This window comes from Streptomyces sp. NPDC048018, from assembly GCF_043202995.1.
Lineage (GTDB): Bacteria > Actinomycetota > Actinomycetes > Streptomycetales > Streptomycetaceae > Streptomyces.
Map to the genome: position 1 here is coordinate 476687 of NZ_JBIDBK010000006.1, position 15699 is coordinate 492385.

Annotated in this window: 18 protein-coding genes; 17 read left to right on the plus strand and 1 reads right to left on the minus strand. The window is 72.2% G+C overall.

Annotated features, from left to right (window positions below):
- Positions 1-27 precede the first annotated feature (27 nt).
- The 14 genes from rimM (at position 28) to ACGF1Z_RS25385 (ending at position 11973) form a co-directional block, all read left to right on the plus strand.
- Positions 28-666: a ribosome maturation factor RimM gene (gene rimM / locus ACGF1Z_RS25320; protein WP_393007644.1), complete on the plus strand. Its 639-nt coding sequence runs from the start codon at positions 28-30 to the stop codon at positions 664-666.
- The gene (gene trmD / locus ACGF1Z_RS25325; RefSeq protein WP_393007646.1) at positions 666-1487 is read left to right on the plus strand and encodes a tRNA (guanosine(37)-N1)-methyltransferase TrmD; all 822 of its coding nucleotides are present in this window, start codon (positions 666-668) and stop codon (positions 1485-1487) included. The genes rimM and trmD overlap by 1 nt, the downstream gene beginning before the upstream one ends.
- Before the next feature lie 128 nt (positions 1488-1615).
- Complete coding sequence (rplS, locus tag ACGF1Z_RS25330) at positions 1616-1966, plus strand: 50S ribosomal protein L19 (RefSeq protein ID WP_393007648.1); 351 nt, start codon at positions 1616-1618, stop codon at positions 1964-1966.
- A 39-nt stretch (positions 1967-2005) separates the two neighbouring features.
- Complete coding sequence (gene lepB / locus ACGF1Z_RS25335) at positions 2006-2902, plus strand: signal peptidase I (protein ID WP_393007650.1); 897 nt, start codon at positions 2006-2008, stop codon at positions 2900-2902.
- Positions 2895-3950, plus strand: coding sequence for a signal peptidase I (gene lepB, locus ACGF1Z_RS25340; RefSeq protein ID WP_393007652.1), 1056 nt, complete (start codon positions 2895-2897; stop codon positions 3948-3950). The genes lepB (ACGF1Z_RS25335) and lepB (ACGF1Z_RS25340) overlap by 8 nt, the downstream gene beginning before the upstream one ends.
- On the plus strand, positions 3865-4860 hold the full coding sequence (gene lepB, locus ACGF1Z_RS25345; RefSeq protein WP_393007865.1) for a signal peptidase I: 996 nt from the start codon (positions 3865-3867) through the stop codon (positions 4858-4860). The genes lepB (ACGF1Z_RS25340) and lepB (ACGF1Z_RS25345) overlap by 86 nt, the downstream gene beginning before the upstream one ends.
- Positions 4861-4926: 66 nt before the next feature.
- A complete protein-coding gene (lepB, locus tag ACGF1Z_RS25350) occupies positions 4927-5685 on the plus strand; it encodes a signal peptidase I (RefSeq protein WP_393007654.1) in 759 nt (252 codons plus the stop codon).
- 287 nt (positions 5686-5972) lie between these two features.
- A complete protein-coding gene (locus ACGF1Z_RS25355) occupies positions 5973-6539 on the plus strand; it encodes an NUDIX hydrolase (RefSeq protein WP_393007867.1) in 567 nt (188 codons plus the stop codon).
- 55 nt (positions 6540-6594) lie between these two features.
- On the plus strand, positions 6595-6903 hold the full coding sequence (locus ACGF1Z_RS25360) for a DUF2469 domain-containing protein (RefSeq protein WP_005311352.1): 309 nt from the start codon (positions 6595-6597) through the stop codon (positions 6901-6903).
- 105 nt (positions 6904-7008) lie between these two features.
- Positions 7009-7371, plus strand: a complete 363-nt coding sequence (locus ACGF1Z_RS25365) for a YraN family protein (RefSeq protein WP_393007656.1) — start codon at positions 7009-7011, stop codon at positions 7369-7371.
- Positions 7371-8984 (plus strand): YifB family Mg chelatase-like AAA ATPase, encoded by a 1614-nt coding sequence (locus ACGF1Z_RS25370; RefSeq protein WP_393007658.1) that lies wholly within the window; start codon positions 7371-7373, stop codon positions 8982-8984. The genes ACGF1Z_RS25365 and ACGF1Z_RS25370 overlap by 1 nt, the downstream gene beginning before the upstream one ends.
- Positions 8981-10273 (plus strand): DNA-processing protein DprA, encoded by a 1293-nt coding sequence (gene dprA / locus ACGF1Z_RS25375; RefSeq protein WP_393007660.1) that lies wholly within the window; start codon positions 8981-8983, stop codon positions 10271-10273. Before ACGF1Z_RS25370 ends, dprA begins: the two co-directional genes overlap by 4 nt.
- Before the next feature lie 245 nt (positions 10274-10518).
- A complete protein-coding gene (gene whiG, locus ACGF1Z_RS25380; RefSeq protein WP_376636567.1) occupies positions 10519-11355 on the plus strand; it encodes an RNA polymerase sigma factor WhiG in 837 nt (278 codons plus the stop codon).
- Between the two features lie 57 nt (positions 11356-11412).
- Entirely contained in the window at positions 11413-11973 is a 561-nt protein-coding gene (locus tag ACGF1Z_RS25385) for a TetR/AcrR family transcriptional regulator (RefSeq protein WP_393007869.1), read from the plus strand.
- Between the two features lie 156 nt (positions 11974-12129).
- On the opposite strand, the gene ACGF1Z_RS25390 is transcribed toward ACGF1Z_RS25385, so the two are convergent.
- The gene (locus tag ACGF1Z_RS25390) at positions 12130-12597 is read right to left on the minus strand and encodes a murein hydrolase activator EnvC family protein (protein ID WP_393007662.1); all 468 of its coding nucleotides are present in this window, start codon (positions 12595-12597) and stop codon (positions 12130-12132) included.
- A gap of 254 nt (positions 12598-12851) precedes the next feature.
- On the opposite strand from ACGF1Z_RS25390, the gene rpsB reads away from it, so the two are divergent.
- The 3 genes from rpsB (at position 12852) to pyrH (ending at position 15631) form a co-directional block, all read left to right on the plus strand.
- A complete protein-coding gene (gene rpsB, locus ACGF1Z_RS25395) occupies positions 12852-13760 on the plus strand; it encodes a 30S ribosomal protein S2 (RefSeq protein ID WP_393007664.1) in 909 nt (302 codons plus the stop codon).
- Between the two features lie 111 nt (positions 13761-13871).
- Entirely contained in the window at positions 13872-14708 is an 837-nt protein-coding gene (tsf, locus tag ACGF1Z_RS25400; protein WP_393007666.1) for a translation elongation factor Ts, read from the plus strand.
- A gap of 158 nt (positions 14709-14866) precedes the next feature.
- Positions 14867-15631 carry a UMP kinase gene (gene pyrH, locus ACGF1Z_RS25405; protein WP_393007668.1) on the plus strand — a complete coding sequence of 255 codons (765 nt, stop codon included), beginning with the start codon at positions 14867-14869 and terminating at the stop codon, positions 15629-15631.
- Positions 15632-15699: the final 68 nt, after the last annotated feature.

The following is a 15699-nucleotide window of genomic DNA, read 5'->3' on the forward strand; positions in this document are numbered from 1 at the left end:
GTTGTCGTACGACAGGAGAGATCACCAGTGCAGTTGGTAGTCGCGCGGATCGGCCGCGCCCACGGCATCAAGGGCGAGGTCACCGTCGAGGTGCGGACCGACGAGCCCGAGCTGCGGCTCGGCCCCGGCGCCGTCCTGCACACCGACCCGGCCTCCGCCGGGCCGCTCACCATCGAGACCGGCCGGGTGCACAGCGGCCGGCTGCTGCTGCGCTTCGAGGGCGTGGCCGACCGCACCGGCGCCGAGGCCCTGCGCAACATCCTCCTCATCGCCGACGTGGACCCCGAGGAACTGCCCGACGGCGACGACGAGTACTACGACCACCAGCTGGTCGACCTCGACGTCGTCCTCGCCGACGGCACCGAGATCGGCGTCATCTCCGAGATCTCCCACCTTCCGTCCCAGGACCTCTTCATCGTCGAGCGGCCCGACGGCAGCGAGCTGATGATCCCGTTCGTCTCGGAGATCGTCACGGAGATCGACCTGGAGAACCAGCGCGCCGTGATCGCCCCGCCGCCGGGCCTGATCGACGACGCCGAGGCCGTCGTCGCCTCCGCCCGCGAGGCCGAGGCCGAGGCGGCCTCCGGCGAGGACGCCCGGGACGACACGGGAGCCGCCGCCGGTTCCGCGGGCACCGCTCCCGACGCCGACAGGGGCGCCTCCTGATGCGCCTCGACGTCGTCACGATCTTCCCCGAGTACCTCGAGCCGCTGAACGTCTCGCTCGTCGGCAAGGCCCGCGCCCGCGGCCGGCTCGACGTGCACGTCCACGACCTGCGCGCGTGGACGTACGACCGGCACAACACGGTCGACGACACCCCGTACGGCGGCGGCCCCGGCATGGTCATGAAGACCGACCCGTGGGGCGACGCACTCGACCAGACCCTCGCCGACGGCTACGAGGCCGGCGCGCACGGCCCGGTCCTCGTCGTCCCCACCCCGAGCGGCCGTCCCTTCACCCAGGAACTCGCCGTCGAGCTCTCCGAGCGGCCCTGGCTGATCTTCACGCCCGCCCGCTACGAGGGCATCGACCGCCGCGTCATGGACGAGTACGCCACCCGGATGCCGGTCTACGAGGTGTCCATCGGCGACTACGTCCTGGCCGGCGGGGAGGCGGCCGTCCTCGTCGTCACCGAGGCCGTCGCCCGGCTCCTGCCCGGCGTCCTCGGCAACGCCGAGTCGCACCGGGACGACTCCTTCGCCCCCGGCGCCATGGCCAACCTCCTCGAAGGCCCCGTCTACACCAAGCCCCCGGAGTGGCGCGGCCGCGGCATCCCCGACGTGCTGCTCAGCGGGCACCACGGCAAGATCGCCCGCTGGCGCCGCGACGAGGCCTTCCGGCGCACCGCCGCGAACCGGCCCGACCTGATCGAACGCTGCGACCCCGCCGCCTTCGACAAGAAGGACCGGGAGATCCTCTCCATGCTGGGCTGGGCGCCCGAGCCCGGCGGCCGATTTTGGCGCAGGCCTCGGGCCGTGGAAGAATAGGCCGCTGTCGTGCGTCCGGCGTGCGCCCCTGCCACAGGGGGAAGACGCCCGCCCGGGACGGACGACGATCGCCCATCATTCGTACGTACCGCTGATGACCTGTGGCATCAGCGAGGAAAGAGACCTCCATGGCCTCCCTGCTCGACCAGGTCAACGCCGGCGCCCTGCGCTCCGACGTCCCCGCCTTCCGCCCCGGCGACACCGTGAACGTCCACGTTCGCGTCATCGAGGGCAACCGCTCCCGTATCCAGCAGTTCAAGGGTGTCGTCATCCGCCGTCAGGGCTCGGGCGTCTCCGAGACCTTCACGGTCCGCAAGGTCTCGTTCTCCGTCGGCGTCGAGCGCACCTTCCCGGTGCACAGCCCGATCTTCGAGAAGATCGAGCTCGTCACCCGCGGTGACGTCCGTCGCGCCAAGCTCTACTACCTCCGTGAGCTGCGCGGCAAGGCTGCCAAGATCAAGGAGAAGCGCGACAACTGAGCTCCGGCCCACAGGGTGGCGGGATAGGCTCTGCCCCCGATGGACACCGAAGCACAGCACACGGAGCGCGATCGCTCCTCCGGCGAGGAGGAGCGGTCGCGCTCCGCGCGCGTTTCCGGGACGGACGCGGGGGCCGGGCGGCGGGACGACGACCCCGAAGGCGCCCCGCCGGGCGCCGGGCCCGCGCCCGCCGACCGCACGTCAGCGCACTTCTCCGGTGGGCTGACCTGGCGGCGCACCGGCCTCGTCGGCCTCGTCTGCATGGTCTTCCTGCTGCTGTTCAGCCACTTCGTGCTGCAGCCCTTCCTGGTGCCCAGCCGCTCGATGGAGCCCACCCTCCAGGTCGGCGACCGGATCCTGGTCAACAAGCTGGCGTACCGTTTCGGCGACCAGCCCCGTCGCGGTGACGTCGTCGTCTTCGACGGCACCGGCTCCTTCGTCCAGGAGGATCCCGGAGGGAACCCGGTCACCGGCGCGCTGCACGACGCCGCGGCCGCCCTCGGTCTGGCCGAGCCCGACGAGACGGACTTCGTGAAGCGCGTCGTCGGCACCAGCGGCGACCGGGTCGTCTGCTGCGACAAGGACGGCCGGATCAGCGTCAACGGCGTCCCCGTACGGGAGACGTACGTGATGCTCGGCGACCGGCCCTCCGCCGTGCCCTTCGACATCGTGGTGCCGGACGGCACGCTGTGGGTGATGGGCGACCACCGCAGCCAGTCCAGCGATTCGCGCGACCACCTCGGGCAGCCCGGCGGCGGCATGGTCCCCGTCGACAGGGTGATCGGCCGCGCCGACTGGATCGGCTGGCCCTTCGGCCGCTGGTCCACCGTGCCGGACACCGACGCCTTCGGCTCCGTACCGGCGTGGACGACGGGCGGCCACGGCACCGCGCACGCGGCCGGGCCGGCCGGACCCCGCGGGTCCGGCCATGGGTAGCCGGGGAAAGCCCGCCGCGGGACGCCGCGCCGCCGCCGCCGGGACCGCGGTGGACGGGGAGGGCCGCGCCGCGCCGGGCCGGGCCGAGCGGCGCAAGCTCGCCCGCAGGGTCAAGCGGCGCCGGCAGCGCTCCGCCGTCAAGGAGATCCCGCTCCTCCTCACCGTCGCCGTCCTCATCGCCCTGGTCCTGAAGACCTTCCTGGTGCAGGCCTTCGTGATCCCTTCCGGCTCGATGGAACAGACGATCCGGATCGACGACCGGGTGCTCGTCGACAAGCTGACGCCCTGGTTCGGCTCCGAGCCGCAGCGCGGCGACGTCGTCGTCTTCAAGGACCCCGGCAACTGGCTCCAGGAGGCCGAGCCCGCCCCGGACGCCCCGGTGGGGATCAAGCAGCTCAAGCAGGCGCTGACCTTCATCGGGCTGCTGCCGTCGGCCGACGAGCAGGACCTGATCAAGCGGGTCGTCGCGGTCGGCGGGGACACCGTGAAGTGCTGCGGCGCCGACGGCAGGCTCACGGTCAACGGCGTAGCGTTGGACGAACCGTATCTGCACCCCGGGAACCCGCCCTCGAAGATCCCCTTCGAGGTCAAGGTCCCGCAGGGAAGGGTGTTCGTCATGGGCGACCACCGGTCCGACTCCGCCGACTCGCGCTTCCACCTCGACGAGAAGGACCACGGCACGGTCTCCGAGGAACAGATCGTGGGCCGGGCCGTCGTCATCGTCTGGCCGGTGGGCCACTGGCGGCGCCTGGAGGAACGGTCGACCTTCGCGGCGGTCCCCGACGCCGACGGCGTGGGCGGAGCCGCGGCACACGGTGTGTCGCATAGTGTGTCCCCGCGCGATCTCAACGGATTGCCCGGGCTCCCGACCCCTGCGGAACTTCTGCTCGTTATGGGAGTGGTGGGCCTGTCCCTCTTCCGGGGCAGGCGGTTGCACGGAATGAGGAGTGGATGTGGGGGATTTGGCCGTCGGGGCACGATCAGGACACGACGAGCCCGAGGAGCGGCCCGAGCGGCACGTCCCGTCGGCGGCGGCCATGACGGATGACGCCACGGGACGACCCGACCCCGATCCGCGCTCCGACCGGCGCCCGGACGAGGACTCCGGCCCGGCCTCCGGCCACCCCGGCGGCCCCGCGGCCGACGGCGGCGGCTCCGGCGACGGGGACGGCGAGGACACGGCCCGCGACGGCCGGGGCCCGCAGCGGCCGCGTTCCTTCTGGAAGGAACTGCCCCTCCTCATCGGCATCGCCCTCGTCCTCGCGCTCCTCATCAAGACCTTCCTGGTGCAGGCGTTCTCGATTCCCTCGGACTCGATGATGAACACCCTCCAGCGCGGCGACCGGGTCCTCGTCGACAAGCTCACGCCGTGGTTCGGCTCCGAGCCGGAGCGCGGCGAGGTCGTCGTCTTCCACGACCCCGGCGGCTGGCTCGAGGACGGCAAGACCCCCGAGCCGAACGTGGTCCAGAAGGTCCTCAGCTTCATCGGCCTCATGCCGTCCGCCGAGGAGAAGGACCTGATCAAGCGGGTCATCGCGGTCGGCGGCGACACCGTCTCCTGCAAGGAGGGCGGCAAGGTCGTCGTCAACGGCAAGGAGCTCGACGAGACCTACCTCTACCCGGGCTCGGTCCCCTGCGACCCCGCCTTCGGCCCGGTCAAGGTCCCCCAGGACCGCATCTGGGTCATGGGCGACAACCGCCAGAACTCGCTCGACTCCCGCTTCCACATGGAACTCGCGGGCGGCGGCACCGTCTCCAACGACGAGGTCGTCGGCCGGGCCGTCGTCATCGCCTGGCCGGTCACCCGCTGGGCCACCCTGCCCATCCCGGCCACCTTCGACCAGCCCGGACTCAACCAGGCGCTGGCCCTGGCCCCCGGAGCGGCCGGCCTCGCCGGCGCCCTTCCGCTCGTGCTGTGGCGCCGCAAGAAGCGCGCCGCTCGCCATACCGCGGAGTAGCGACCCGCGGGTAGGGTGCCGTCCCGGACCGTCGCACGGACGGTCCGTGGACCAGCCGAGGTGCCCATGAGCGTGAAACCGCGTACGCAGGACGGCCACGGCCGCCTCGGCAGAGTGCTGTCGGGGCTCGCCGTGGCCGTCGGCTGTGTGCTGTTCCTCGGCGGCTTCGTCGTCGGCGCCGTGCTCTACCAGCCGTTCACCGTGCCCAGCGACTCGATGACCCCGACGCTCGACGTGGGCTCCAAGGTGCTCGCCCAGCGCATCGACGGCACGGACGTGAAGCGCGGCGACGTCGTCGTCTTCAACGACCCGATGTGGGGCAACGTCCCCATGGTCAAGCGGGTCATCGGCGTCGGCGGCGACACCGTCGCCTGCTGCGGCGCCGGCGGTCGCATCACCCTCAACGGCAAGGAGATCGACGAACCGTATCTCCGGCAGGGCAAGATCGCCTCCGCCGTGGAGTTCTCGGCCACCGTCCCGGCCGGCAAGCTCTTCCTCCTCGGCGACGAGCGGCACAATTCCATGGACTCCCGCGCCCACCTCCAGGAGGCCGGCCACGGCTCCGTGCCCGTCTCCTCCGTCATCGGCCGCGTCGACGCCGTCGCCTGGCCCGCCAAGGGCGTCCTGGAGCGGCCCGCGAACTTCGCCGCCCTGCCCGGCGGCATCTCCGGCCCCGGTCCCGTCGGACCCCTCTTCTCCGCGATCGTCGCCGGGTGTGTACTGATCCTTGCGGGCGCCGCGTACGGGCCGGTCGCCCGGGCACTGGCGCCGAAGAAGCCCGCGGCCACGGCCACGGGGAAGACCGGGGACAGGGTGAACGCATGACGGAGGCGGCGAGGACGTCAGGCCCTCCGGCGGGGACGGGGTCCTCGGAGGGCACGGGAGCTCCGGCGGGGACGGGGTCTTCGGCGGGGACGGGATCCCCGGCGGGGACGGGAGCTCCGGCAGGGACGGGGTCTTCGGTGGGCACGGGGTCTTCGGCGGGGACGGGGTCCCTGGCGGGCTCGGGATCCCCGGCGGCCACGGGATCGCCAGGGGGACCCGTCGCAGGCGTGGCCGGGGGAGACGCCGAGGCCGCGGCCACAGGCGGCGCCCTGGACTCGGCCCGGGGCATCGACGCGGGCCCGGCCGCCGACGCCCCCGGCGCCACGGCCCCGGACACGGCCCGCGGCGCCGGATCCGCCGCCCCGGCACCGGACGAGAACCGGCGGGTCGCGCGGGTCGTGCTCCTCGACCCCGACGACCGCATCCTCCTCCTGCACGGCCACGAACCCGACGACCCCGCCCGGACCTGGTGGTTCACGCCCGGCGGCGGCCTGGAGGGCGACGAGAGCCGGGAAGAGGCCGCCCTGCGCGAGCTCGCCGAGGAGACCGGCATCACCGACGTCGAACTCGGGCCGGTGCTGTGGCAGCGCTACTGTTCCTTCCCCTTCGACGGGCGCCGCTGGGACCAGGACGAGTGGTACTACCTGGCCCGCACCACCCAGACCGCCACCTCTCCCGGCGGGCTCACCGAACTCGAGGCCCGCAGTGTCGCGGGCCTGAGGTGGTGGACCTCCGCCGAACTGTCGGCGGCGCGTGAGACGGTGTACCCCAACAGACTGGCCGAGCTGCTCCGCACGCTGCTCGACGAAGGACCTCCGAGCGCGCCGCTCGTCCTCGCCCCGGAAATCGTCTAGGGGCCCGGACGACTGGCGCACAATGGGGGGACGCACGGCTGAAGGGGAACATGCCATGAGCGCCGAGGACCTCGAGAAGTACGAGACCGAGATGGAGCTGAAGCTCTACCGGGAGTACCGAGACGTCGTCGGGCTGTTCAAATACGTGATCGAGACCGAGCGGCGCTTCTACCTCACCAACGACTACGAGATGCAGGTGCACTCGGTCCAGGGCGAGGTGTTCTTCGAGGTCTCCATGGCCGACGCCTGGGTCTGGGACATGTACCGGCCCGCCCGCTTCGTCAAGCAGGTCCGCGTCCTCACCTTCAAGGACGTGAACATCGAGGAGCTCAACAAGAGCGACCTGGAGCTCCCCGGCAGCTGAAACCACTCCTGAGGGTGGTCCGGTTATCCACAACGGGCCACCTGTCCACAGCGCCGCACACGCGGCGTCACGATGCGTCACATTCGGTGCCGGAGGTGGTACCGAATGAACGCGACCCGAGCCCTCGGACGGTACGGCGAAGAGCTCGCCGCCCGTCTGCTCACCACGGCCGGCCTGCAGATCCTCGCCAGAAACTGGCGCTGCGGCCGCACCGGAGAGATCGACATCGTCGCCCGCGACGGCGACACCCTCGTCGTCTGCGAGGTCAAGACCCGCCGCGAGGGCGCCTTCGAGCACCCCATGGCCGCCGTCACCCCGCACAAGGCCGCCCGCCTGCGCCGCCTCGCCGCCTGCTGGCTCGACCGGCACGAACACCCACCCGGCGGCGGCGTCCGCATCGACCTCGTCGGCATCGTCCTGCCCCGCCGCGGCGCACCCGTCGTCACCCACGCCCAAGGGGTGGCCTGATGGGATTCGCCCGCACCTGCTCCGTCGCCCTCGTCGGCGTCGAAGGCGTCGTCGTCGAGGTCCAGGCCGACCTCGAAGCCGGCGTCGCCGCCTTCACCCTCGTCGGACTCCCCGACAAAAGCCTCTCCGAGAGCCGCGACCGCGTCCGCGCCGCCATCGTCAACTCCGGCGCCGAATGGCCCCAGAAGAAACTCACCGTCGGCCTCAGCCCCGCCTCCGTCCCCAAGGGAGGCTCCGGCTTCGACCTCGCCGTCGCCGCCGCCGTCCTCGGCGCCGCCGAACGCATCGACCCCCGCACCATCGCCGACCTCGTCCTCATCGGCGAACTCGGCCTCGACGGCCGCGTCCGCCCCGTACGAGGCGTCCTGCCCGCCGTCCTCGCCGCCGCCGACGCCGGCTACCACCAGGTCGTCGTCCCCGAACAGACCGCCGGCGAAGCCGCCCTCGTCCCCGGCGTCTCCGTCCTCGGCGTCCGCACCCTGCGCCAGCTCATCGCCGTCCTCGCCGACGAACCCGTCCCCGAGGAAGCACCCCACGACACCGGCCGCCCCGACCCCATGCTCGCCGGACTCCTCGTCCCCGGCGCCGGCGTCGGCACCGGACTCGCCGCCGACCCCACGGACGGACCCGACCTCGCCGACGTCGCCGGACAGCACACCGCCCGCCGCGCCCTCGAAATCGCCGCCGCGGGCGCCCACCACCTCTTCCTCTCCGGACCACCCGGCGCCGGCAAGACCATGCTCGCCGAACGCCTCCCCGGCATCCTGCCGCCCCTCACCCGCCAGGAATCCCTCGAAGTCACCGCCGTCCACTCCGTCGCCGGCATCCTCCCGCCCGGCGAACCCCTCGTACACCGCCCGCCCTACTGCGCACCCCACCACTCCGCGACCATGCAGTCCCTCATCGGCGGCGGCAACGGACTGCCCCGCCCCGGCGCCGTCTCCCTCGCCCACCGAGGCGTCCTCTTCCTCGACGAAGCCCCCGAATTCGCCACCAAGGCCCTCGACGCCCTCCGCCAGCCCCTCGAATCCGGCCACGTCGTCGTCGCCCGCGCCGCCGGCGTCGTCCGGCTCCCCGCCCGCTTCCTCCTCACCCTCGCCGCCAACCCCTGCCCCTGCGGCCGCCACACCCTCCACGGCACCGGCTGCGAATGCCCCGCCTCCCTCATCCGCCGCTACCAATCCCGACTGTCCGGCCCCCTCCTCGACCGCGTCGACCTCCGCGTCGAAGTCGAACCCGTCACCCGCGACGACCTCCTCGGCCACGGCGACCGCGGCGAACCCAGCAGCACCGTCGCCGACCGCGTCCGCGAAGCCCGCGCACGCGCCGCGGCCCGCCTCGCCGGCACCCCCTGGACCGTCAACAGCGAGATCCCCGGCCACGAACTCCGCACCCGCTGGACCGCCGCCCCCGGCGCCCTCGCCGCCGCCGAGCGCGACATCGACCGCGGCCTCCTCACCGCCCGCGGCCTCGACCGCGTCCTCCGCGTCGCCTGGACCGCCGCCGACCTCGCCGGCCACGACCGCCCCGACACCGACGACCTCGCCCTCGCCCTCGAACTCCGCACCGGCATCGCCCGCGGCGTCCCCGCCACCGCGGGAGCCCGGCCATGACCCGCCACGACGCCGAACACCTCGCCCGCGCCGCCCTCACCCACATCGTCGAACCCGGCGACGAACACGCCGGCCGCGCCATCCGGCACCACGGCGCCACCGGCTTCCTCCACCTGCTGGAACAAGGAGACGACGAAGCACTGCTCCCCACCCCACGAGCCCCGCACGACGACGCGTTCGGCGCCGAGGCGGCCGACCCGCCGGCACCCCCGAGCCGCCACCACCGGAAGCCGCCCCCCGCCGACCCCGCCACGCACCACCCCCGCGACCTCCGGAACCTGCCCGGCACCGGCGCCCGACGGATCGCGAACTGGCGCCGCCGGGCCCGCACCGCCGCACCCGAACGGGACGTCGACCACATCGCCCGGCTCGGCGGCCGCTTCCTCGTCCCCGGCGACCCCGCCTGGCCCCGGCAACTCGACGACCTCGGCGACGCCCGGCCCATCGGCCTCTGGGTCCGCGGCCCCGCCGATCTCCGCGGCTGGGCCCTCCGCTCCGTCGCCGTCGTCGGCGCCCGCGCCTGCACCCCCTACGGCGCCCACGCCGCCGCCACACTCGCCGCCGGCCTCGCCGAACACGGCTGGGTCGTCGTCTCCGGCGCCGCCTTCGGCATCGACGGAGCCGCCCACCGCGGCGCCCTCGGCAGCGGCGGCGCCACCATCGCCGTCCTCGCCTGCGGAGTCGACACCGCCTACCCGCCCGGCCACGCCGGCCTCATCGGCCGCATCGCCGAACAAGGCCTCGTCATCGGCGAACTGCCCCCCGGCAGCCACCCCACCCGCAGCCGCTTCCTCCTCCGCAACCGCGTCATCGCCGCCCTCACCCGGGGAACCGTCGTCGTCGAGGCCGAACACCGCAGCGGCTCCCTCGTCACCGCCCGCGCCGCCGCCCGCCTCGGCCGCCACACCATGGGCGTCCCCGGCCCAGTCACCAGCGGACTCTCCGCCGGCGTCCACGAACTCCTCCGCGGCGAAGCCACCCTCGTCACCGACGCCGCCGAAATCGTCGAACTCGTCGGCGCCATCGGCCAACTCGCCCCACAACGCCGCGGCCCCGTCCTGCCCCGCGACCTCCTCGCCCCCGACACCACCCGCGTCCTCGAAGCCCTCCCCGGCCACCGCCCCGCACCCCTCGCCGACATCGCCGCCCGCGCCGGCACCCACCCCGACCACACCCTCGCCAAGCTGTACGAACTCCACTCCCTCGGGTTCGTCGAACGGCGACACGACCACTGGAAGTTGACGAACAGGCGCACAGAACCGCCGAACGCCCGGCATGGCGGTACTTGACCTGGAGCATTCGGGTGAAAAGGTGAAGCCGATGAGCAAGCGAGCACTCCCGGCCGCACCCGAGGAGCCGACCCCCGCCACGGCCCCCCTTCGAAGACGTGGGCGACGGAGGCCACCCCTACCGGCGCCATCCCTCGTCGTTCGCACACCGCGACAGCCCACTCACGCTACGCTCACGTGCATCCCCCGCCCGACCACAGGAATGACTCCTTCGCACCCCACAGCAGAACGGCACAAGGCAACGCATGCCCCAGCACACCTCCGGGTCTGACCGCGCCGCGGTGCCCCCAGCAGCCCGGGGCACCGTGCGACCACCCGCACCGACCTCCCTCGACGAGCTCTGGCGCTCGTACAAGGACACGGGCGACGAGCGGCTGCGGGAACAGCTGATCCTGCACTACTCGCCCCTCGTCAAATACGTCGCGGGACGCGTCAGCGTCGGTCTCCCGTCCAACGTGGAGCAGGCCGACTTCGTCTCCTCCGGAGTCTTCGGCCTCATCGACGCCATCGAGAAGTTCGACGTCGAGCGGGCCATCAAGTTCGAGACGTACGCCATCACCCGGATCCGCGGCGCCATGATCGACGAACTCCGCGCCCTCGACTGGATCCCCCGCTCCGTCCGCCAGAAGGCCCGCAACGTCGAACGGGCCTACGCCACCCTCGAAGCGCAACTGCGCCGCACCCCCTCCGAGGCCGAGGTCGCCGACGAGATGGGCGTCACCCTCGACGAACTCCACTCCGTCTTCAGCCAGTTGTCCCTGGCCAACGTCGTCGCCCTCGAAGAGCTCCTGCACGTCGGCGGAGAAGGCGGCGACCGGCTCTCCCTCATGGACACCCTCGAGGACACCGCCGCCGACAACCCGGTCGAGGTCGCCGAGGACCGCGAGCTGCGCCGGCTCCTCGCCCGCGCCATCAACACGCTCCCCGAGCGCGAGAAGACCGTCGTCACCCTCTACTACTACGAGGGCCTCACCCTCGCCGAGATCGGCCACGTCCTCGGCGTCACCGAGAGCCGGGTCAGCCAGATCCACACCAAGTCCGTCCTCCAGCTGCGCGCCAAACTGGCCGACGTGGGCCGCTGACCGAGGGAGGCCCCCTCGCCGTACAGTGGAGCCGTGCCCAGGATTCGAGCGGCCTCCGTGGCCGAGCACCGGACCATGCAGCGCGGCGCCCTGCTCGACGCCGCGCGATCCCTGCTGTCCGAAGGCGGGACGGAGGCGCTGACCTTCCCCGCCCTCGCCGAGCGCACCGGCCTGGCCCGCTCGTCGGTCTACGAGTACTTCCGCTCCCGCGCGGCCGTCGTCGAAGAACTCTGCGCCGTCGACTTCCCCCTCTGGGCCGCCGAGGTCGAGGCCGCCATGGCCGCCTCCGACACCGCCGAGGGCAAGGTCGAGGCGTACGTCCGCAGCCAGCTGGAACTCGTGGGGGACCGGCGCCACCGCGCGGTCGTCGCCATCTCGGCGAGCGAACTCGACGACGGCGCCCGGGAGAAGATCCGCGCCGCCCACGGCGGCCTCGTCACCATGATCGTCGACGCCCTCGCCGCTCTCGGCCGCCCCCAGCCCCGCCTGGAGGCGATGCTCCTCCAGGGCGTCGTCGACGCCGCCGTCCGCCGCATCGAACTCGGCGCGGCCGAGGACCCGGCGACCATCGTGAACGCGGCGGTGTCGATGGCGCTGGGCGGCATCCGCGGGGCCTGATCCCCGTGTTCCTGGGGGCCTCCCCCCCCGCCCCCCCCACCCCGCCCCCCCCCACCTCTCCCCCCGACCGCGCGCCCCCTGCGCCCCCTGCGCCCCGTGCGCCCCCCGCCCCCACCCGCCTCCGCTCTCACGCCCCCGCGCACGGTCGGTGTGCCGTCAGGCCAGGGGTACCCCCGTCACCGGCAGCAGGCGGGACGGGCCGTGCCTGAGGAGGCCCAGGGGGTTCAGGTAGGTCTCGCCGCGCAGCAGGCCCCAGTGGAGGCAGGGCACCGTGCAGTGGTCGCCTTCCGTCACCCGGGCGACGACCTCGCCCGCGCGTACCGCCGTGCCCACGGGGACCAGGGGTTCGACCGGGCCGTAGGTCGTGCGCAGCGGCGGGGTGCCGGTGCCGTGCAGGGTCAGGGTGAGGACGCCCCGTCCGGCCACCGGCCCGGCGAAGGACACCGTGCCGGCCGCGGGGGCCGTGACCGGGGTGCCCGGTGGGGCCGCGAGGTCGATGCCGCGGTGGCCCGCCGCGTAGGGGCTCGGCGGCGGGTCCCAGTCGCGCAGGACGTCCGGTGGCGGTGGGCCGATCGGCCACACCGCGGTGATCAGGGTCAGCAGGATCATCGGGATCTGGTGCATGAGGCCAGGCTGCCCCGGTCGCGGTGCTCATGACCGGCATCGGCGGAATCTGTGGACAACCGCCCGGTTGTGGACAGTGCCGTCACCCGGTGCCTCCGGGGTCCCGTACACTTTCCATGGCGACCCGGGTCACCGGGTCGACTTCGCACGCCCCGCCATCGGTCTCCTGGACGGGTGGTAGCGCCTTTCGGTCCCTTGTGGCACGGCGCGTCGGGGCGTCAGGCAAACAACCGAGAACCCAAGGAGATACGGCCATGGCCGTCGTCACGATGCGGGAGCTGCTGGAGAGCGGCGTCCACTTCGGTCACCAGACCCGTCGCTGGAACCCGAAGATGAAGCGCTTCATCTTCACCGAGCGCAACGGCATCTACATCATCGACCTGCTCCAGTCGCTGTCGTACATCGACCGCGCCTACGAGTTCGTCAAGGAGACCGTCGCGCACGGCGGCTCCATCATGTTCGTCGGTACGAAGAAGCAGGCCCAGGAGGCCATCGCCGAGCAGGCGACGCGCGTCGGCATGCCGTACGTCAACCAGCGCTGGCTGGGTGGCATGCTCACCAACTTCTCGACCGTCTACAAGCGTCTGCAGCGCCTCAAGGAGCTCGAGCAGATCGACTTCGAGGACGTGGCCGCCTCCGGTCTCACCAAGAAGGAGCTCCTGGTCCTCTCCCGCGAGAAGGCCAAGCTGGAGAAGACCCTCGGTGGTATCCGCGAGATGCAGAAGGTGCCGAGCGCCGTCTGGATCGTCGACACCAAGAAGGAGCACATCGCCGTCGGTGAGGCGCGCAAGCTCCACATCCCGGTCGTCGCGATCCTCGACACCAACTGCGACCCCGACGAGGTCGACTACAAGATCCCGGGCAACGACGACGCGATCCGCTCCGTCACCCTGCTCACCCGCGTGATCGCCGACGCCGTCGCCGAGGGCCTCATCGCCCGCTCCGGCGCCGCGACCGGCGACTCGAAGCCGGGCGAGAAGGCCGCGGGCGAGCCGCTCGCCGAGTGGGAGCGCGACCTCCTCGAGGGCGAGAAGAAGGCTGACGAGGCTCCGGCCGCCGCCGAGGCGCCGGCCGCCGAGGTCGAGGCCCCGGCCGCCGAGGCCGAGGCTCCGGCCGCCGAGGCCGAGGTCGAGGCTCCGGCCGCCGACGCCGAGCAGGCCTGACCCTTCCGGTCCCTCAGGACCTTCGGGTGACGACGGCGGGGGCCCACGAAGCCCCCGCCGTCCACCCGTGGACCCGCCCGATCTTTCAGACTTCGAAAGAGAAAAAGACTCATGGCGAACTACACCGCCGCTGACGTCAAGAAGCTCCGCGAGCTCACCGGCGCCGGCATGATGGACTGCAAGAAGGCCCTGGACGAGGCCGACGGCGACGTCGACAAGGCCGTCGAGGCCCTGCGCATCAAGGGCCAGAAGGGTGTCGCCAAGCGTGAGGGCCGCTCCGCCGAGAACGGCGCCGTGGTCTCCCTCATCGCCGACGACAACACCTCCGGTGTCCTGGTCGAGCTGAAGTGCGAGACGGACTTCGTCGCCAAGGGTGACAAGTTCCTCGCCGTCGCCAACGCGCTCGCCGCCCACGTCGCCGCCACCTCCCCGGCCGACCTGGAGGCCCTGCTCGCCTCCGAGATCGAGGCCGGCAAGACCGTGCAGGCGTACGTCGACGAGGCCAACGCCAACCTCGGCGAGAAGATCGTCCTGGACCGCTTCGCGCAGTACAACGACGGCTTCGTCCTCGCCTACATGCACCGCACCATGCCCGACCTGCCGCCGCAGATCGGTGTCCTGGTCGAGCTGGACAAGGCCGACGCCGAGGTCGCCAAGGGTGTCGCGCAGCACATCGCCGCGTTCGCCCCGAAGTACCTGACCAAGGAAGACGTCCCGGCCGAGGTCGTCGAGTCCGAGCGTCGCATCGCCGAGGAGACCACCCGCGCCGAGGGCAAGCCCGAGGCCGCGATCGCCAAGATCGTCGAGGGTCGCGTCAACGGCTTCTTCAAGGACGCCACGCTGCTCGGTCAGCCGTACGCCCTGGACAACAAGAAGTCCGTCCAGAAGGTCCTGGACGAGGCCGGTGTCACCCTGAAGCGCTTCACCCGCATCAAGGTCGGCATCTGAGTCCGTACGCAACGGACACCGGACCCCGGTAGGGTCTGAGGCAGTCGCCCGCGCACGCGCGGGACGACCGCAGATCTGACGAGGAGGCCATTGCCGTACGGGAAACCGCAAGGACCCACGGGCAATGGCCTTCTTCGTATGTGCACGAGGAGATCTCCATGAACCACGGCGCCGCACAGGGCGACGACAAGAACGGCAAAATGGTCGGCCGCTACATGCTGAAGCTGTCCGGAGAAGCCTTCTCCGGCGGTACCGGCCTCGGCGTCGACCCGGACGTCGTGCACGCCATCGCGCGCGAGATCGCCGCCGTCGTCCGCGACGGGGCGGAGATCGCGATCGTGATCGGCGGTGGCAACTTCTTCCGCGGCGCCGAGCTCCAGCAGCGCGGCATGGACCGGGCCCGCTCCGACTACATGGGCATGCTCGGCACCGTGATGAACTGCCTCGCCCTCCAGGACTTCCTGGAGAAGGAGGGCATCGACTCCCGCGTCCAGACCGCCATCACCATGGGCCAGGTCGCCGAGCCGTACATCCCGCTGCGCGCCGTGCGCCACCTGGAGAAGGGCCGCGTGGTCATCTTCGGTGCCGGTATGGGCATGCCGTACTTCTCCACCGACACGACCGCCGCGCAGCGCGCCCTCGAGATCGACGCCGAGGCGCTGCTCATGGGCAAGAACGGTGTCGACGGGGTCTACGACTCCGACCCGAAGACCAACCCGGACGCGGTCAAGTTCGACGCACTCGAGTACGGCGAGGTGCTCTCCCGCGACCTCAAGGTCGCCGACGCCACCGCCATCACCCTGTGCCGCGACAACAACCTGCCGATCCTCGTCTTCGAGCTGCTCGCCGAGGGCAATATCGCGCGCGCGGTCAAGGGTGAGAAGATCGGCACGCTCGTGAGCGACCAGGGCACCCGGGCCTGACCCGAACCGGGAACCGCCCCGCGAGGGGGATGGACAGAGCCCTGCCGGTCGTACACCGTGCAGGACAC